The 18,657-nt window shown below is 39.3% G+C and carries 22 protein-coding genes; 6 read left to right on the top strand and 16 right to left on the bottom strand.

Features of this window, described 5'->3' with window-relative positions:
- The first annotated feature begins 84 nt into the window (after positions 1–84).
- Positions 85–795 carry a DUF421 domain-containing protein gene (locus MHB65_RS11635; protein WP_342443586.1) on the top strand — a complete coding sequence of 237 codons (711 nt, stop codon included), beginning with the start codon at positions 85–87 and terminating at the stop codon, positions 793–795.
- 48 nt (positions 796–843) lie between these two features.
- Here MHB65_RS11635 and MHB65_RS11630 read toward each other — a convergent pair whose 3' ends face one another.
- The 3 genes from MHB65_RS11630 to MHB65_RS11620 form a co-directional block, all read right to left on the bottom strand.
- Positions 844–1,497, bottom strand: a complete 654-nt coding sequence (locus MHB65_RS11630; RefSeq protein WP_342443585.1) for a DUF2306 domain-containing protein — start codon at positions 1,495–1,497, stop codon at positions 844–846.
- Between the two features lie 120 nt (positions 1,498–1,617).
- Positions 1,618–2,031: a GNAT family N-acetyltransferase gene (locus MHB65_RS11625; protein ID WP_342443584.1), complete on the bottom strand. Its 414-nt coding sequence runs from the start codon at positions 2,029–2,031 to the stop codon at positions 1,618–1,620.
- Positions 2,032–2,513: 482 nt separating this feature from the next.
- Positions 2,514–3,083: a group-specific protein gene (locus MHB65_RS11620; RefSeq protein WP_342443583.1), complete on the bottom strand. Its 570-nt coding sequence runs from the start codon at positions 3,081–3,083 to the stop codon at positions 2,514–2,516.
- An 83-nt stretch (positions 3,084–3,166) separates the two neighbouring features.
- On the opposite strand from MHB65_RS11620, the gene MHB65_RS11615 reads away from it, so the two are divergent.
- The gene (locus MHB65_RS11615; RefSeq protein ID WP_342443582.1) at positions 3,167–3,304 is read left to right on the top strand and encodes a hypothetical protein; all 138 of its coding nucleotides are present in this window, start codon (positions 3,167–3,169) and stop codon (positions 3,302–3,304) included.
- A 64-nt stretch (positions 3,305–3,368) separates the two neighbouring features.
- Here the strand turns inward: MHB65_RS11615 and MHB65_RS11610 are convergent, their stop codons facing one another.
- The 4 genes from MHB65_RS11610 to MHB65_RS11595 form a co-directional block, all read right to left on the bottom strand.
- Positions 3,369–3,611, bottom strand: coding sequence for a hypothetical protein (locus MHB65_RS11610; RefSeq protein WP_342443581.1), 243 nt, complete (start codon positions 3,609–3,611; stop codon positions 3,369–3,371).
- 226 nt (positions 3,612–3,837) lie between these two features.
- Complete coding sequence (locus MHB65_RS11605; protein WP_342443580.1) at positions 3,838–4,212, bottom strand: hypothetical protein; 375 nt, start codon at positions 4,210–4,212, stop codon at positions 3,838–3,840.
- Positions 4,213–4,259: 47 nt separating this feature from the next.
- On the bottom strand, positions 4,260–4,679 hold the full coding sequence (locus tag MHB65_RS11600) for a hypothetical protein (RefSeq protein WP_342443579.1): 420 nt from the start codon (positions 4,677–4,679) through the stop codon (positions 4,260–4,262).
- A gap of 134 nt (positions 4,680–4,813) precedes the next feature.
- Positions 4,814–5,266 (bottom strand): hypothetical protein, encoded by a 453-nt coding sequence (locus MHB65_RS11595; RefSeq protein WP_342443578.1) that lies wholly within the window; start codon positions 5,264–5,266, stop codon positions 4,814–4,816.
- 111 nt (positions 5,267–5,377) lie between these two features.
- On the opposite strand from MHB65_RS11595, the gene MHB65_RS11590 reads away from it, so the two are divergent.
- The gene (locus MHB65_RS11590; protein ID WP_342443577.1) at positions 5,378–5,902 is read left to right on the top strand and encodes a GNAT family N-acetyltransferase; all 525 of its coding nucleotides are present in this window, start codon (positions 5,378–5,380) and stop codon (positions 5,900–5,902) included.
- Positions 5,903–6,073: 171 nt separating this feature from the next.
- Here the strand turns inward: MHB65_RS11590 and MHB65_RS11585 are convergent, their stop codons facing one another.
- Together MHB65_RS11585 and MHB65_RS11580 are read right to left on the bottom strand one after the other, a co-directional pair.
- Positions 6,074–7,042, bottom strand: a complete 969-nt coding sequence (locus MHB65_RS11585; RefSeq protein WP_342443576.1) for an ABC transporter substrate-binding protein — start codon at positions 7,040–7,042, stop codon at positions 6,074–6,076.
- Between the two features lie 118 nt (positions 7,043–7,160).
- The gene (locus tag MHB65_RS11580) at positions 7,161–8,759 is read right to left on the bottom strand and encodes a helix-turn-helix domain-containing protein (RefSeq protein ID WP_342443575.1); all 1,599 of its coding nucleotides are present in this window, start codon (positions 8,757–8,759) and stop codon (positions 7,161–7,163) included.
- A gap of 259 nt (positions 8,760–9,018) precedes the next feature.
- On the opposite strand from MHB65_RS11580, the gene MHB65_RS11575 reads away from it, so the two are divergent.
- Complete coding sequence (locus tag MHB65_RS11575; protein WP_342443574.1) at positions 9,019–10,053, top strand: beta-propeller fold lactonase family protein; 1,035 nt, start codon at positions 9,019–9,021, stop codon at positions 10,051–10,053.
- 110 nt (positions 10,054–10,163) lie between these two features.
- On the opposite strand, the gene deoD is transcribed toward MHB65_RS11575, so the two are convergent.
- Together deoD and MHB65_RS11565 are read right to left on the bottom strand one after the other, a co-directional pair.
- Positions 10,164–10,871, bottom strand: coding sequence for a purine-nucleoside phosphorylase (gene deoD, locus MHB65_RS11570; protein ID WP_342443573.1), 708 nt, complete (start codon positions 10,869–10,871; stop codon positions 10,164–10,166).
- A gap of 111 nt (positions 10,872–10,982) precedes the next feature.
- Positions 10,983–11,201 carry a YozE family protein gene (locus tag MHB65_RS11565; RefSeq protein WP_205443357.1) on the bottom strand — a complete coding sequence of 73 codons (219 nt, stop codon included), beginning with the start codon at positions 11,199–11,201 and terminating at the stop codon, positions 10,983–10,985.
- A 249-nt stretch (positions 11,202–11,450) separates the two neighbouring features.
- On the opposite strand from MHB65_RS11565, the gene MHB65_RS11560 reads away from it, so the two are divergent.
- Positions 11,451–13,292 carry a methyl-accepting chemotaxis protein gene (locus MHB65_RS11560; protein ID WP_342443572.1) on the top strand — a complete coding sequence of 614 codons (1,842 nt, stop codon included), beginning with the start codon at positions 11,451–11,453 and terminating at the stop codon, positions 13,290–13,292.
- A gap of 269 nt (positions 13,293–13,561) precedes the next feature.
- Here MHB65_RS11560 and msrB read toward each other — a convergent pair whose 3' ends face one another.
- From msrB to MHB65_RS11535, 5 genes are all read right to left on the bottom strand, one after another.
- Positions 13,562–13,990 (bottom strand): peptide-methionine (R)-S-oxide reductase MsrB, encoded by a 429-nt coding sequence (msrB, locus tag MHB65_RS11555; protein WP_205443354.1) that lies wholly within the window; start codon positions 13,988–13,990, stop codon positions 13,562–13,564.
- On the bottom strand, positions 13,983–14,516 hold the full coding sequence (gene msrA / locus MHB65_RS11550; protein ID WP_342443571.1) for a peptide-methionine (S)-S-oxide reductase MsrA: 534 nt from the start codon (positions 14,514–14,516) through the stop codon (positions 13,983–13,985). The genes msrB and msrA overlap by 8 nt, the downstream gene beginning before the upstream one ends.
- A 12-nt stretch (positions 14,517–14,528) precedes the next feature.
- A complete protein-coding gene (locus MHB65_RS11545; RefSeq protein ID WP_205443351.1) occupies positions 14,529–15,110 on the bottom strand; it encodes a YpmS family protein in 582 nt (193 codons plus the stop codon).
- A 4-nt stretch (positions 15,111–15,114) separates the two neighbouring features.
- On the bottom strand, positions 15,115–16,044 hold the full coding sequence (locus MHB65_RS11540; protein ID WP_243456161.1) for a GDSL-type esterase/lipase family protein: 930 nt from the start codon (positions 16,042–16,044) through the stop codon (positions 15,115–15,117).
- A gap of 851 nt (positions 16,045–16,895) precedes the next feature.
- Positions 16,896–17,738 (bottom strand): DegV family protein, encoded by an 843-nt coding sequence (locus MHB65_RS11535; protein WP_342443570.1) that lies wholly within the window; start codon positions 17,736–17,738, stop codon positions 16,896–16,898.
- A gap of 275 nt (positions 17,739–18,013) precedes the next feature.
- Here MHB65_RS11535 and MHB65_RS11530 point away from each other — a divergent pair, with 275 nt between their 5' ends.
- Positions 18,014–18,649 (top strand): hemolysin III family protein, encoded by a 636-nt coding sequence (locus tag MHB65_RS11530; RefSeq protein WP_016993322.1) that lies wholly within the window; start codon positions 18,014–18,016, stop codon positions 18,647–18,649.
- Positions 18,650–18,657 lie beyond the last annotated feature (8 nt).

The following is an 18,657-nucleotide window of genomic DNA, read 5'->3' as shown; positions in this document are numbered from 1 at the left end:
TTTACAAGTCTATTTCGTTTCAATCATGAATCCGCATAATCATGTAACGGAAGGAAACAATAAGAAAAAAGAGGATGTGTCACTGTGGAATTTTTTCATAGTCAAGAATCACTTACGGCGATTCAATGGATTCTCCGAGCCATTATCGCTTTTTTCTTCTTACTTTTCGCGACAAAAATTATGGGGCAGCGTTCTATTTCTCAGTTAAGATTACTGGACTTTGCCATGGCCATCACACTTGGGAATATTATCGCACACCCCCTATCTGATGAAGGATTAGGAATGAAGGGTTCCATGATTACCATGACCGTTTTAGTTTTGTTATACCTTATCGGTGTTTTTATAAGCCTAAAATGGATAGCCTTTCGCCATTTGATAGACTCACCGCCAATTCCCCTTATTAAAAATGGGCAAATTATTAACGCCAACTTACGGAAGGCTAGAATCTCTGTAGATTTGCTTTTATCCGAGCTAAGAAAGGAAAAAATTGAAGAGGTTCAAAATGTAGCGCTGGCATTGTGGGAACCAGACGGATCGATTTCTAGTTTTTTACACACGCCCTATCAAACACCGACACGTGCAGATATGAATTTACAGCCGGAACCCTTTTTTCTTCCGATTGTTCTTATTAAAGAGGGAAAAATTGATTACCATGAGCTAAACAAAACCAAGCATTCTGAGCAATGGTTGAAGGGTCAACTGAAAGCAATCCATAACCTAGAAATAAAAGATGTCCTTCTCGCTACAGTAGATCAAAAGGACAATTTGCATGTATTTGAATACGAATTAAAATAAAAAGCATTAGGCTCTATTTAATCCCAATGCTCAAAGAAGATATTCAAGTCAAGTCATCTTGGTTACATGTCGATTGTCCATCAATGCATGGAGCTTACGCTGGATATACCATTCCATCACGATGAAATTGGGCACCCAGCATAGCCAGGCGATAACGGCGTAACTATACTGAAAATGATCAAAGCCAAATAATACCGTAAACAAAGGTAGCCAAATTCGTAATGTGACAGCTGCAAAGGTTAAAGCATAATTTCTTAACATCCATTTCTGATGGCCTTGGATATTTCTTTTTTTAATATGAACCAGCGCTTGAAACATGGTGATGAGCCACCCTATAGATAATAAAGCAAAGCCTAGTTGTGCTACCCAGCCCCCTGTTGCGTTCAGTGCTAAATAAAGTCCTGCCAAGCCACCAAATAAAATACTGACTATATAAATACTGCCTAATATTCTATGGCGTTTCACATTTTTCTCTCGTAACTTTGATGACAATGTAAAAGGACCGATGACTAGGGCTAATACACCGAATACAATATGTATATAGAGCATCATATACCAAAATGAATTCAATTTAGCACTAAGCATGAGCTTTAATTGAACAAATCCCGCCTGCCGTGCATCGAATAGTAAATATTGAACAATCGAATAGCCCGCTATGAATAATGCCAAGCCGCATACAATCAACCACAATTTCTTTTTCATTTTTATAGCTCCTTTCTATGCTAGCGTACCATTGCAATTTCCTATCTCTTAACACAAACAAATAACAGGTCGTAAAAAGCATATAAGTGGACGTTTATCGACAGTACAACGAATTGACCATTATGTAGTGCAGGTTAATAGACAGGCAAAACGCTCCACCCCAGGGTATTTTTCTCCTAAACTCGTAATGTGAAAGCCGAGATTTTTATAAAAGAGTACGGCTTCTTGATCTGTTTCTGCATAAATAGAAGAAAAAGCATGATGTTCTTCTACATACCGAATCATCTCACGTCCAATACCTTTTCCACGAAAAGCGGGCGATACGGCAATATGTTTAATTTCACAGCGATTTGCCTCTCCTTTAACGATTCCTATACAACCGACTAAATCTTGCTCGATGGTATAGCCATACAACACTCTTTCTGGATATGCCATATACAATGAATATTCCTTCTCCACTTTCTTTTCAGAAGTGGCATAGGATAATAATATCTTCACTTCGGGTTGAATCTTGCTTGATTGAATCAGTTTCATGGAATTCTACCTTTCTTAGGCGTCATTTTAACTTACTAATAATACCTTTAAATTACTATATTTGTAAATAACGTTTTAACACTTCCATAATATACTAAAACATTATCTTTTATGTTATGATGACTTAAAAGTTGAGGAGGGAGTCCCTTGCTGGTTAAAGGCTATAAATTTAGTTTACCGCTCTTTTATTGGCTACTTTTCATACCCATCTTTTTGGGGACGAGTTACAAAGCATTATTTTTTGATTGGCACATACAAAAATATACTTTCCATGAATTAGAAGATTTCGGTCGTTATGTAATGATACTAGCAACAAGCTTGATTGAAGCTTTTATTTATCTACTCATTTTTCGACTGATTGTGTATTTGCTTCAACTCGTATTTCGACAGTCTAATAGAAATCATAGCTAATGAGTAGGAGGGAGAAATTAAGACATTTAAGGGTAGCCAACTACTCGACATACCCTATTTCTTTTTCCACCTCATTTAGGATTGAAGTGATTCCATGTAATGATTTCCGCCTCATCTACGTTGACATTGCCTAAGCTTAAGAGATGCGGAATATACGCAAAAAGCCCAAAGTTCTTGCCTTTTTCTTTCTCCGTTTGGAAATAGTCAATGGTTGCTGAAGGTAGCTGTTCCAGTTCCCTATAATCATCTATTGACAGTGGTTTAATATCCTTTATAGCGATTGCCCCTGCTGGCCCTTTATAGTGTTCCTTCGAATACATGTACATCGCATTTTGATTAGCTGTCAGTTTTTGGATTGGAATTTGATAAAACATAAGGTTTTCTTTCGTTTCAATACCTAGCTCTGTTAACTTCTTATAAATATAATTAGGGTGGATAGGTAGAAAATGGACAACATCATTCCACAAGCAATTTAATTGAGGGATTTCTCTTGACAGCAATTTCGTTCGCTCAGGATGGTCAAAATACTTTTTCGTATAGCGTTCATATAAATGTGGATACTTTGCCCCTAGCCTATTTAATGGCATGAGCTCCTGACCGACCATTTCCCTTGGAACCATATGATAAACATACCTCTGCATGACAAGCACCTCCACCTAACTATTTCTTCATTCATTTGGAAATTCCTGTTACAATGATTGTAAAAATAGAAAGTAGGTGCAAGATGGAATTATTATTTGTCATTGTTATTTTTGCTGGGATTTTGGCGATATATGATTCGATTAGACGAGTCCACAATACTATTTTGGAGCAAACTGAGGAAATAAAGAAATTACGAGAAGAGCTGAAAAATAAAAACTAGAAGGGCTAATACTTTTGCTTTGGATAATCAATCGAATTGGCAATATCAATCAAGACTTCAGCTGTTAAATGGACGTAAAGTAGCTAAGTGTCGGTACTATGTTATTCGCGTGAAGCATTCTTTCAAGCTCTAGCTTTGTGACCCATTGAATCGCTGTCACTTCCTCCTCTTGAAGTATGGTGTCACTCATTTCAAAGCTTTGGTCAAACAACCAAACATCGTAAAAATCATTGAAACAATCACGACGTTCACTCTTTACTAATTGTCCATTGGTCCTCAATAATTGTATCCCTATTTCCTCTTCCACCTCTCGAATAGCCCCATCCAGACTGCTTTCACCAGCTACTATAGAGCCACCAGGACATTCCTATAAATGAGGATAATGTTTATTGGGATGTCTTTTTGTTAAAAGGAATTCTCCCTTGTTATTACGAATCCATACGTGCACAACGATATGGTAATCTTCAGCTGCTGACGCTTATTTGTTTTTTTTCGGTTTTTATCGTAGATATCCCATACTTCCAAAGGGCACCTCATTTCTGAATTTGAACAAGCACATACTGCTTCGTCCACATTTCCGTTGTCACAATGGAACGTTCCCCATTTTTTTCAAAAAATAGCCCGCTCCCCTCCTTTTCAAGTAATGCCCATCCTTCATTAGCCATCATTTGCTGAATGTCCTCGTCCACCTTCTGTATGCCCCTAGCTGAAATGGCTGTGAGATACCAAGTTGCCTTCTTATCATTGGAGAGCGCCACTACATCAAAGGGGGATGTATTTAATTTTTGTATGGCTTCCTTTGGTGTAAGGGAATCGATCGGCAAAGGAGGATAAAATAATTTATTACTATAAATAAAGACTGCACTTACTGCCAAAAGAGCTGCTATTAGTAAGCCTAAACTTTTCATTATTTCATCTCTCCTTCACTAAAAATATTCTAATGTAAAAAAACTCTTTAAAACTTCTCATGATTTATTTCTTCAATCATTTCTATTATTCCATTCTCATGAACGGCCTTCACCTTTACATCTTGAATGGGACTAATGGCATACCAAAATCGTTGATCGTTTTCAATGGGAAGGAGCTTCGCCAATTCATCGCCTACATAAATCTCAACAATTGAATTGTCGTCTATTGTACCTGAATAGATATAGGGTTCACTATTCATCGCAGACCATTGTACAGGAGAATGCCACTTAGCTCCCCTCGTTTGTATCCATTCCCACTGATTCTTTTCTTTTTCAAAGTAAGCAATATAAATTTTTTCTTCCTGATCTTTCTGTTCTAAGAAAATGGCAATGGCATCCCCTTCATGAACGACATTCAACTCTTTCTGAACGAGGGAATACGTAAAGTTTTTTTCACCTAGATGCATTTCCGTCATTTTTTGCTGAAAAAAATGTTCAAATTGTTGTTCTTCATTTGAACATCCCAGTCAGAAAACTAAAACAAACAAGAAACTTACCATCATCACTCTTTTCAATGTTCTTTCTCCTTTTACTATGCTATTCAAGCTTTTAATAGTGAAGAAAAGTTATAAAAAGCATTTAAAACATCCTCTCCTAAAGGATGCGCAAATGCTTGATCTTTAAATGGGAAGATACCTTCATTCTCTAACTGCACCAAATATTTTTTGAAACCTTGCTCTATAGCCTCCATATACTCCCTAAGCGTAAATTGATAATTAACTATTCTTTCGATAGGATAATGACTTTTATGTTTAATTAATATGTATTCACCATCACTGGAAAAAATATAGTAATCAAAGTATCCATGACAATCTATCGTTACTTGATTTGTATTCCCTTGATAAAAACTGGTGAGCGTGGAGAAAAATTGTGGGATGGCTATAAAGGCTAAACCAGATCTAAAACTAAATAATTGTTCATCATTTGACACATCAAATTGAATATCTCCACCATCTAAATTAATTTGAATAGTACACATATACTTATTTTTCAAGAATACCCTCCTCTATAAACCTATACATTTCATATTTTACCTTATTTAGTAAATAAACTGTAGAACATGTTATAATTCCATTTATAAAGATTTACATAGGAGGTGATAAAATTGATCGTTAGAAAGGCAACCATACAAGATGCGAAAGGCATTGGAAAAGTGCATGTTGATAGTTGGCGAACAACCTATAAACATATTGTGCCAGCTGAATATTTAAGTAAGTTATCCTACGAACAAAGAACGCAATTATGGACGCAACAACTTGCCGATAAAACCAAGTATGTTCTAGTAGCTGAAAATGAATTGGGCGACATTATTGGCTTCACATCTGCAAGTAAAAGAGACTCAAACCCCACACCTAATTCCAATTATCTAGAAACGCTCTATCTGTTAGAAGACTATCACGGGAAAGGGATAGGAAAACAATTGTTGAAGGCAATCTTTCACTACTTTCATGAAAAGAACTATCAAACTATATTTGTTGAAGTCTTAGCTAAGAATAAAACACGTCATTTTTATGAACATTATGGTGCGAATCTTATAAAAAGTTTAGAAATTACAATTGGTGGGAAAGTAGTAGAAGAATTAGTGTATGAATGGCATGATATCGAAGAAACTTTAGAGAAACGCATGTAATAAATTTGATTTTTAAATACTATCTAGTCAAAGCAAATAAAGAAAATCTTTTCAGCGATGGATCATTTGTTTTATTAGCTATAATGTAAATAGTATTTACAAAGCTATGTAATGATCTTCCAACAATAAAGGCCACTCATCATGAGTGACCTTTAAGGGTTTATTTCATTCTTATTGTTTATTCGTCAACATTTTTACAACTTCTTTGATTTGCAGCTCTAATGAAATGGGATCATTGCCCCAGAATAAATCTGGATCTAGCTTGAACACTCGGTCATTCTTCACAGCGTCTAGTGATTTCCAAAGTCCTTCGCTCTCACCCCATACTTCTGAGATCAAATCACCCTGATCGATGAAGATATAATCGCCCGCATATTCAGGAATAACCTCGTACGAAACTTGTCGATAGGCTTCTTTCCCTATCATTTCCTTCTCCTGTTTGGCAGGTGGCTTTAATTGCAGATGCTTATAAATGGCTTCACCGCCCCTATAGCCTCCGTCACCGTAAATATAAAATCCTTTATCTACTACGAAAACGCCCATCAATGCAAATGTGTCATCTGGCTTCACAATATCCGCAAGTTGTGCTCGTGCTTCCTCTGCTGTCTTATCTAGATGCTTAATCCATTTTTCGGCTTCCTCTTTTTTATCTAAAGCATCACCCAAAAGACGCATAATTTCATAAATATCACCTGAAGAGCTATAAGGGAGCGCAAGCGTTGGTGCGATTTTCTCATACTGTTGAAGAATCTTTTCATCACTCACCCAAGTGATGATTAAATCTGGTTTCAGCTGAACGATTGTCTCCAATGATCGCTCTCCAGTTGATTCAATTCCATCAATCTGATCCTGTATGACTTTGTTCTCCAAATCCCATTGCGTAGAACCGACTGGCTTCACCCCTAGCACAAGTAGCTCTGGTAAATAGCCATCCGTTACAATGCGCTGCGGATTACGTGGCATTTCAAGCTCTCCACGTTGCGTTTTAATTATTTTTGTCGCTGAGTCTGAAGTTTCAGCTGTTGAGGAAGTATCCTTATTTGTCTCCGTTTTCGTGCTATCATTTGCATTGCCACAGGCAGTAAGTATAACGATTAAAGCAAGAAATAATATGGTTTTTACTAGTTTATGTAAGTACAAGATTGTACCTCCTTGTTTGATAATGATTATCATTCGCGATGATATGTTCATTATAAAGACAAGTTTGTACAAGGACAACGCCTATAAATTGGATGTTGTATAGGGAAAATTGTTGGATTTAACTTTGATTAGTTAACAATTTTACCATTACATCAAGTTGAAGCTCCAATGACAGACCATCATCAAACCAAAAATCATTTAGCTTCAGTAAGTGTAGTTGGCAGCCTTGTTCATACACTAATCGTTGCCAAACAGAGCGCTGCATCAACTTTTCACGGAAAGATTCCGTATCATCAGCCGGCACAATTAAAAACATATGACTTGCCGCGTACAATGGTACGTCCTGTTCTTCGACTTTCAGATGTTTACCTGTTTGCAGTACCTCCTGCTGAATACGCTGAGGCGCACTGAGTCCTAAAAGCTGATATAAAGTATAGGCGGAGCGAACGGATAGATAAGGAATCAGCCATAAATTATCGTGCCCTAATTCATAGATTCCTGCTGTCATGTTTGGCTCTAAAAATGGTTTGATGATTGTTCTCGCTTCCTGAGCTGATTGCTGCAACCTCGCCATCCAATCCTCAGCCTCCTGTGTTCGCCCAAGCAGTGTACCAAGCAATTGCACTTCCTCAAGCTTGTCTAGTTGCCCCCAAGGAATCGTCAGAACGGGGGCAATTTGTTCGAGAGCTTTCAGTATATCAGGGTAATTATATAAATAAGTGGGAGCTACGATTAGCTCTGGGGCTAGTTGTCGCAACACTTCCATTTGATCAAAGGATTCTATCTCCACAATATTCGGCAAATGCTTGTGCAACAGATGGGATGATTGAAGCAGCTCCCGTGTAGTCGCAAGGGGCTGAATATTTAGAGCCAGTAATGCCCCAAGAAATTGAATACTGACTATACGGTTTGTATGTCTCCTCTTGCGAAAACTGCTAGCTGAAAGGTGAACGTACTTGGTGAACGTTTTCCCCAAATACGAGCCATCTGCGAATCCTGTTTTCAATGCAATATCCTGCAATTTGTCATTTGTGCCGAGTAGCATACGCTTTGCCTGATCAATCCGAATTTGATTGACGTACTCAGCAAAGCTCCACCCTGTCTCCTTCTTAAATAATGAAGAAAAATAGCTTTCATTAAAACCAGTCATATTGGCCATAAAAGAGCGTGTTAGTGGTGCTGCAAAATGCTGTTTAATATAGGTAACGGCCTGCTGAATGGCTTGATCATGTGTCACGAAACTAATATCGATACGCTTTCTTTCAAAAATCGTATCGAGTAACTCATGCAGGAGCAAATGGAGCTTAGGAGTACCACTTACCTTTTGTGTCTGCTGAAACTGCGCCATCAAATTTTTCAGCAGTCCTTCCGCATATCGAGGAAATTCCATAACCTGTCCATGCCCTGGCAAATGTGCTGTATCAGCCACATAAAGTAGCGTGTCTTGTTCCCGTTTAGCCAATCGATAACTGTTAAAGGATAGACAGTAAACAGGAGCAAATGCTTCTCCCTCACTTGGGACCATATGAAAGTCCTGTTCTGGATGCAGAAGCAAGACAAATTGCCCTTTCCCTATTCGACAACTACGCTTCTCTGCTCGAATGGCAATCGGTTGTGTAGGAATGATAATCATAGGAAACGGCCCTGTCAGCATAACAGGACAAATCGTTCCCTCATCGGCTAGTAGCCTTGTATCCAAAAGCTCATAGGTTAGCATTATATACCTCTTTCTTTAATTCTTCTATGTATCTCTCAACCTGTAATTTATCTGCTTCTTTATCTCCAAGATCTTTTATCCTATGCAATTATATTATATCCCCTATTGGAATTGATAATTTCCTTTTCTATTTCAATGAATTTATTGTCAAGGCAGACATATTCATTTCTCCAAAGAAAAGGGATTGGTTAGGTAAACGTACAAAAAGCCTAACTCTTTACGCATAAAGTAGCCATATATGACCGAAAGGATGTCCTGTGTGGGGAAAGAACAGAAATATTTTAAAAAATTCAAGTTCAAATCAAATCCAAATTGTCATTGTCGCTGCTGTTGTCCTTGTTGTCGTTGTAATTGTAAGCCCCCATTTTTACCCATACCACCAAGCTGTCATTATCTCGTCTATGTGACAGATGCTGGGCAGCTCGCAACGCCTGATAATAGAGTATCTGTGATCGATACCGCAACAAACACAATCGTCGCTACCATTCCAGTAGGAACTGCTCCACTAGAAGTAGCGATTACACCAAATGGCGCTTTTGGTTATGTTCCAGCGCTCTTCTCGGATAATGTAACGGTTTTTAGCACGGCCACAAACTTGCCAATCGCTACCATCCCTGTAGGCATTAACCCCCTTGGTGTCGCCATTTCACCAAATGGGACGCTTGCTTATGTATCCAATCACGGATCGAGCACTGTATCTGTCATCAACACAGCTACCAATACCGTAACCGCTACGATTCCAGTAGGGCTACAACCTCAAGGTATTGCCTTTACGCCGAACGGTGCGTTTGCGTATGTTGCAAACGAGAATTCAAATTCAGTATCAGTTATCAATACTGCAACCAATACGGTGATTGCGACAATCCCTGTAGGAATTCGTCCTAGATCCATTGTTTTCACGCCAAGCGGACAATTTGCTTACGTGACAAACGAAAATAGCGGCTCAGTATCGGTCATTAATGCCACTACAAATACGGTAGTGAATACTATCCCTGTCGGAGCAGGCCCAGTAGGAACAGCTATTACACCTGATGGAACACTTGTTTACATTGTGAATAAAGGCGATAATACGGTGTCTGTTATCAGTACAGCCACTAACACGGTAATTGCGACAATTCCAGTAGGATCATCTCCAGACCAAGTAACCATCCTGCCAAATGGAACACTTGCCTATGTAACAAATCAAACAGAAAATACGGTGTCTGTCATCGACATAGCAACAAACATGGTAATTGCCACAATCCCAGGATTTAACGGCCCTACTGGTATCAAAACCGGAACCATCTGCCTATAATTTCCCAAGAAAAAAGCAACCGACTATTCCCTGTCCATCTTAAAAAATGGTCGGTTTTTTTGTCGGTTGCCTTTGTTCATTATGAAATTAGATTGGTATAAAACGTTGAGTTAGTCTTGAATTGCTGCGTCTAACGCTACCACAATCATATCATTGAACGTTGTTTGACGTTCTTCAGCTGTTGTTACTTCACCTGTAATGATGTGGTCACTTACTGTTAGAACAGAAAGTGCTTTACGGCCGAATTTTGCAGCTAATGTGTAAAGAGCTGCTGATTCCATTTCTACTGCTAGTACGCCGTATTGAGCTAATTTTTCGTTTTGGTGCTCGTCTGAGTAGAATAAATCTGCTGTAAAGATATTCCCTACTTGTAAGTTAAGACCTGCTTCTTTTCCTGCATTGTAAGCTTTTAATAATAGGTCAAAGTCAGCGATTGGTGCGAAGTCGATAGCACCGCCCCAAATGATTTGGTTCATACGTGTATCCGAAGTTGCTCCTTGCGCTAAAATCACGTCACGCACTTTTACATCTTTTTGAATTGCACCACAAGTACCTACACGGATTAATTTTTGTACATCATATTCTTGCATTAATTCTGTTACATAGATAGAAATAGATGGCACACCCATACCAGTTCCTTGTACAGAAATACGTTTCCCTTTATACGTACCAGTGTATCCGAACATATTACGTACTTCATTGTAGCAAGTTACATCTTCTAAAAATGTTTCTGCAATGTATTTTGCACGTAGTGGATCTCCTGGAAGTAAAATTGTGTCAGCGATTTCACCTTTTTTTGCATTAATATGAATACTCATACTGCAATCCCTCTTTTCTGTCAGTTATCACTATAAATAATACTGTGTTTCTGTCATTTACGCAATGCTAGACGTCTAGCAACTTCAAAATTATTTATAGTTTTCGTACAATTAAGCTTGTTCCTCATAAAGCGTCCACAAAGAATCAAAGGTCTCGATTGTTAAGTTTTCCGTCGCGTAGGTTTCGATATAGTCGGACAACTCATTAAAGTCTGTGCTCTGCTTTGGAAAATTATGCTCATGAAATACTTCCTCTGCAAAGCGTACTTTAGGGTCAGACCAATCACCACCTCGATAGGTTAGGACATATAAATAAAAACTTTTCTTCATCAAACAATTTCCCCTTTTTATGCATTGGCTTTTCGCTAGTGTATCAAAAAAAATAGCGTTCGTCATAACTTCCACTACTACTATATTTTACCCACTTATGATTTTAGAACTATTTTCATGGTCGGTCCTGACTTTTGTCATAGTTATTTTATCTGAAAAATTTTAATTTTTAGAAATAACGATAGAAAAATCTAGCAAAATAAGATAAAATTGAAATCGACTATTTAAAAAAATAGGAAGGTGATGGCGATGAAAAAGACTAAAAAAACTCATGATACAGCGAAAAAACGCCCGTCTCTCTTTATTTTTAGCTTTTTTAAAAAGAGGAAAGCTTCTACACAAGGGGAAACCGGGAACAATCCCCCTCCTATTAAAGAAAAACGACAACGTTTTTACCATTTAATTCGGGGTAAAGTGCTTATTATGTTTGCACTTCTTATTGTAATTAACGGTATAATGGGTATATTGTCCTATGTCAATATACAAAATTTGCAGCACCAAATGGAAGACTTCACAAAGAAAAACGTGCAGGAGCAACTAACGGTGAATCAACTTGCCTACGAGATTGCTAGACTGACCAATTTAGAACAATCATATTTGATTACTGGTAACGGCATTTATTCCACTTCTTATCATTTAAAAATTGATACCATTAATAAAAAGCTGGCTGCCTTGAAAGATCAATTTCAAGATCGACAAGTGGAACTAGGTCATATGCAGGCAATCGAGCAATATTATAAAAATTACCTTGATTATTCAGATAAAGTTATGACAATGCGTGATGAGCTCGGTCTTGAGCAGGCTCGTAAGCTGATGATGGGTGCTACTGGGGAAACAATGAAAACGCATATCGATAAAAACATCGAGACCATCAATACCGTCATGGACGATTCCAATAAAACAAAATTAGACAAGCTTAATCAGCAGGTAAACCTTTCGATCACGACGTTCTTTCTTGTATCAATCGTTGGCTTTTTAGCGATTGTGATTTTTGGCTTTATGCTATTTAAATCACTGAAACGTAATACACAGGCGATTAATGACTCTATCCTTGATATTGCACAAGCTGGCGGCGATTTGACAAGACGAGTAAATGTGCGTAATCGTGATGAATTTTCGATTATTGCAGCCTCAACGAATACGTTAATCGAGTCGATTTCCAACTTAATTCGACGCGTAAGTGAATTGGCCGATCATGTATCAAGCAGTAGTCAGGAGCTGATGTCGTTAGCAGATGAAAATGCGCGTACAATTCAGGATATTGCGGATGCGACAGCTGATATTGCGAGTGATAGTGACAATACAATTTCCAGTATGAATAGTGCACAGCAAAAAATGAGCGACTTAGAGCATTCGATGCACCAATTAAATGAGCAAGCGAGTGCTGTCCATCGTGCCTCTGTTGCCATGCAGCAAGCAGCCGATGAAGGTAGCCGTTCTGTGGAACAATCGTCACTCGTGATGCAATCCATTGAAGAAACAATGGCTTCCACAACGTCTACTGTGGAGGCGTTAGGTCGTAAATCGGCGGATATTACGTCCATTATCGGTACGATTACGGCCATTTCTGAGCAAACAAACCTTCTCGCTTTAAATGCGGCGATTGAAGCGGCGCGCGCTGGCGAGCATGGACGAGGCTTTGCGGTCGTAGCCGATGAGGTGCGCAAGCTAGCAGAGCAATCCCAAAGTGCAGCAAAAGAGGTTACATCGATTGTCACATCCATCCAAGATGAGGTCACATCGATCATTGCCCAAAATCATGAAGGTGTGACAACGGTCATCCGAGGCGTTGAAGTGACCAATGAAACAAATCAATCCTTAGCCAATATTTTGTCGCATACCGAGGAAACAACATCCATCATCGCAGCCATGGTGGATAAAATTGCGACAACACTTGAAAATAGCAATGCGGTGGCAAGTGACTTCATTCATGTCAATGCCTACGCAGAACAATCCGCGGCCAACACCGTGACATCTGCAGCAGCAGCCACACAAGGCTCCGCATCCATGCAGGAAATCAACGCCGCAGCCACTGAGCTCGCCCAACAAGCCGATAGCCTACGCAACCTCGTAAGCGAGTTTAAAGTTTAAGATTTTTGAATTGGAGAGGGAGAACCAATATTTTCGATTGGTTCTCTTTTTTAATTTATAGCGCTATCCTTTACTTTGAACGTTCTATCCTTCTATCTGCGGGTTCGCTTCCTAATTCGCAGGGCTATCCTCCACTTCCAGCATTCTATCCACTACTTTTTCAGTTCTATCCTCTACTTTTAGAATCCTATCCTTCTATCTGCTGTTTCTCCCCCTCACTTTATAATGACACAAAAAAACCTAGCAAGGAGCTACCTTGCTAGGCTTTACTATTTAAATAATGCTAGGTATTCGCCATAGCCTTCTTTTTCTAAATCTTCTTTTGCGATAAATCGAAGCGCTGCTGAGTTTATGCAGTAGCGTAAGCCGCCTTGCTCACTTGGGCCGTCTGGGAAGACATGTCCTAGATGGGAATCCGCTTCTTTGCTGCGTACCTCCACTCGACGCATGCCGTGAGATGTATCGAAATGCTCGGTTACCTGTTCTTTTTCAATCGGCTTTGTGAAGGCTGGCCAGCCACAGCCGGAGTTGTATTTATCGAGTGAGCTGAATAAAGGCTTGCCAGATACAATATCTACGTAGATGCCTTCTGCAAAATGGTCATCGAATTCATTGCGAAATGGTGGCTCAGTACCATTTTCCTGTGTCACATAATACTGCATTTCAGTTAATTCTTTTAAACGCTGTTCTTTACTCATGCTTATTCCCCCAGTGATGCTCCTGAAACGCTCGTCGACCGGATCCAATCGAATAGCGTTCATAGTGCATTGGATTTTTCTTATAATACTGCTGATGATAACCCTCAGCCGGATAAAACGTAGTGGCTGGTAAGATTTTTACCATAATTGGTTTACCAAACTTGCCAGACGCTTGTAAATCCGCCTTTGAACGTTCAGCTAGCTCACGTTGTTCTTCGTCATGATAAAAAATGGCCGTTGTGTAGGATTCTCCACGGTCGTAAAATTGCCCGCCTGCATCTGTTGGGTCAATCAATGTCCAATAAATCGCAAGTAACTGCTCGTAGCTATATAATTCATCATCAAATGTGATTTGTACAGCCTCTACGTGCCCTGTTGTTTCAGAGCACACCTGTTCATAGGTAGGATTCACAACATGTCCACCTGTATAGCCTGAAATCACAGAATCAATGCCGGGTGTTTCGTCAAAGGGCTTGACCATACACCAAAAACAGCCTCCCGCAAATGTTGCATATTGCTTTGCCATTCATTTCACTCCTTATTCACCAGGAACAATAATTTCCAATAAGATTTTATCCTTTGGTAAGTCCAACTCTTTAGCACGTACACGTGATCCAGAAGCAATGTTAATGCGCGATAAATCAATATAAATTTCGGCTTTATTCGGATTCACGGTAATCCATGAGGGAAATTCCACCGAATCGCGCATGATTTTCATCGTCGTCTCCGGTGGAATGTTTAATAACCCGACATTCATGCCCGTCTGTTTTAAAATAATATTCCCCTTGTCATCCACAATGGGCTCAAAATTCATGGAAATAGGGATTTCCGTATAAAATACCGTTAGTGTGCTGCGTAATTGAATATCATCCCCAATTGTGAAATCAAGTGGTAAAGGTGAGCCTTTCGCTGCATCCTTTAAATATTTTTTTGATATCGATTCTAATTCCTTTGTTGTGGTTTGCACCACGAGTACATTCCCTTTGCTTTCACTTTCACCTGCTGAACTCTTCGCAACATGGACGCCATCCACTGGTCTAGTTGCTAAAAAAACGACGAGGAGGATTGCAAAAAGCACTGTGCCCGCTAAGGCGAAAAACGCGACTTTCCATTTATTCATTTTGTCACTCCTCGAAGCCTATTGCCTTGTTAATCTTTTTTTCCATACCACACTGCTCCATTGCTGCTAGTATACGCTCTGTCATTTTTTCATACCCCTTTGCATTGGGGTGGAAAAAGTCTGTATGATAAACGAGCTCTTCATTTGAATCAAACAAATCTTCTACTGATACGTAACAAGCATTGGAATCCTTGCTGGCTACTTCCTCAATCACATTATTCCATTCTGTGATAATCGTATCAAATTCATTCGCCTCATTGGTCACAATCGAAAAGGGATTATAAAAACCAATGAGTAATAAGGGCACTGTCGGATTTTTTGCGCGAATGCCTTCTACGATTTTGCTGTAACGTTCTTTATAAGCCAGCAATTCCTTATCAAAAGCGTCACGCTTCAAGTTAAATAAATCCTGCCTGACGACCTTCATGACATCATTGCCACCCATTGTTAAGGAAATAAACTGTGCTTCTTGCAGCTCTTCATCATAATGCCCTTTTTTCACTAATTTTAGTAGCTGATCGCTGCGTCTACCACGTTTGCCCCGATTATCGACCTCCACATCCGAGATCGAAGGCCATGCGAGCAATGAATCTGCTAATCTTCCAACATAACCGTCTTGACTATACTCATCACCGACACCATCTGTCAACGAATCTCCCAGTGCCAAGTAATGTAGTTGCTTTGCTTGTTCTTCATCAATTTGCGATAAATCCTCTGCTGATGGCTCAAAAAAATGTTCAAAAATTTGCGTCAACATATTCTTAGATGTTTTTTCCTCATCTTCTGTTTGTTGCTCATCCTGCGGCATATCTTGCTCCGTTCCTGCTTGCTCACCTTCAGGCTCTGCTTGCGGATTCGGTTCATCGATTGAAATTGCACAACCACTTAGTACTAAGACGGTCAAACACGACAACATAAATCGCCAAATGTCCATTTGACCACCTTCCATCCCTTTCTATTACTTCTATTATAGAATAGTTTATGCCGCAATGAAAAGTGACTTACCCTTAGTTCTCCATAATTTTGTGTTCTTGCCAAATTTCCTCACTCCATCATGGGGTGTATGTATGGATAATGTGTGTTTATTCAGTGTACCTTTATGCGGAAGTGATGGTAATTGGGAGGATTACTGATTGTATTTGTTGGCAAAGTGATCACTATTTAATTGAAGACGATCATACTTAGTGGTTAGACGCTCTGCTTTTTTTAAACCCGCTCTTATCAGGTGAGAAAGCGATCACAATTTGTTTGAAGCCGCTCTTACTTAGTGTTAAACCGATCATCTTTGTAACGAAGCCGCTCTTACTTAGTGGGGAAACGCTCACAATTTGATCGGAGACGCTCTTTCTTGGTGGCCAAGTGATCACCATTTAATCGAAGACGCTCTTTCTTGGTAGCAAAGTGATCACTATTTAATCGAAGACGCTCTTTCTCAATGGCAAAGTGATTACCATTTGACCGGAGACGCTCTTTCTTAGTAGCAAAGTGATCACCATTTAATCAGAGACGCTCTTTCTTGGTGGCAAAGTGATCACTATTTAATTGGAGACGCTCTTTCTCACTGGCAAAGTGATCACCATTTAATCGAAGACGCTCTTTCTCGCTGGCAAAGTGATCACCATTTAATCCAAAACGCTCTTATTTAGTCGGAAACGGATCACGGGTTAATTAAAATGGCTCATCTTTGGCTCAAAGCCACTCATCCCTGGTGTGAAAGTTATGGTTGCTACGAGAGCAACGTATAAAAAAAGCCACTACATTTACTTATGTAGTAGCTCCTTCCTATTATTCTGCAAAATAAATAAAACCGATGGCTCCTGGACCTGTGTGTGTCGAGATGATTGGGGATGTAAAGGCAATTTCTACATCGTTAAAGCCTGTGTCTTCGATTAACGATTTTAATGGGTTGCCCATCGTTACTAGACCGTCTGCATGGGAAATGCCGACTGCCTTAACCATTTTTCCGGCTGTGTCTGCTTGGAATTGTTTAAATAAGAAATTGACTACTTGCTTATGACTACGTACTTTTGACACAGGGTTATATACGCCCCCTTCAAGGTTGGCAATGACTTTGATGTTTAGGAGAGAACCGATAAAGCCTGTTCCTTTACCGATTCGACCGCCTTTAATTAAGTTTTCGAGCGTGTCCACAATCACATATAAATGCGTATTGTCTCGTACCTTTTCTAAACGTGCCACGATGTCTTCTACTGTTGCGCCTTCATCACGCATGCGGATTGCCTCACGTAGTTGGATAGCCAAACCAATCGCGATAAAGCGAGAGTCAATGACTGTCACATCGGCATCTGTCATTTGTGCTGCTTGACGTGCAGATTCTACTGTTCCACTCATGCCGCCTGTCATATGGATGGAGATTATTTGATCACCATCTTTACCTAGCTCATCATATAATTCCTTAAATTTCCCTGGTGCTGGCTGCGAACTTTTTGGTAAGTTTTTCGCATTTTTCATTAAGCCTAAAAATGACTGTGGCTCTAAGTCCACACCATCTGTATATGTTTGACCATCAATTTGAATCGTTAAAGGCACGATATGTATTCCATGTTGTGCTACTTCTTCTTTTGTTAAATCACAAGTTGAGTCCGTTACTATATGAATTCGTCTCACTTCGACACATCCTTTTACTTCATTAAAATTTATTATATAGACTAATGAATCATTATGTAAACATGACATTTGTCATTAGGCAAAACCTTGTCCTCGCTTGCATGTAAACGCTACCTTGGATACTATAGCGTTTTCGCCTACCTCTTGTCTATCAATGCCCCTCAAAGATTATGACAGCCTTATGACATTTTTGATATGAAATATATGACAAATGTAAATGTTCATGTACAAATTATTGGGGTATAGTAAATGTATGAACGAAAGGAGTGTTTCAAATGGTTGATTCATTTGACTATAAATCATGGAGGGAAGAGCTGTGGAATGCCATTACACATGGTATTGGTTTCATCGCTAGTATTCCAGCACTGGTTGTTCTACTGTTAGCAGCCGTACAAACAGGAAATGCCCTACATATTACAACCTTCAGCATTTTCGGTGCGTCTGTCATCATTCTGTTTTTAATGTCTACCTTGCTACACAGTATGCCAGAAAAATATAAACACTTTTTCGCTATTTTGGACCATTCGTCCATTTATATTTTAATTGCCGGCACCTATACGCCATTTTTATTAATTGCCGTTGGTGGTACTCTAGGATTGACGTTGCTATGTATTATTTGGTCACTGGCTGTGCTTGGTGTGCTGTTTAAATGTTTCTTTATTAATCGCTTTGAAGTACTTTCATTGATTTTTTATATCGGAATGGGCTGGTTAATTATATTTGCCATTAAGCCTGTTTATCTGTATTTAGGATTACATGGCTTTGCTTTACTGCTAGCTGGTGGGCTGTTCTATACGATTGGGGCCATCTTTTATGCATGGCGCTCACTGCCCTTTAACCATGCGATCTGGCACCTCTTTGTGCTAGCTGGCTGTGCCTCTATGTATGCATGTGTTTATTTTTATCTATAATAAAAGCA

Origin of the sequence: Lysinibacillus sp. FSL K6-0075, assembly GCF_038592945.1 — a bacterium.
In the GTDB taxonomy this organism is placed as follows: Bacteria; Bacillota; Bacilli; order Bacillales_A; family Planococcaceae; genus Lysinibacillus; species Lysinibacillus fusiformis_F.
This window is presented reverse-complemented; position numbering and strand designations above follow the sequence as displayed.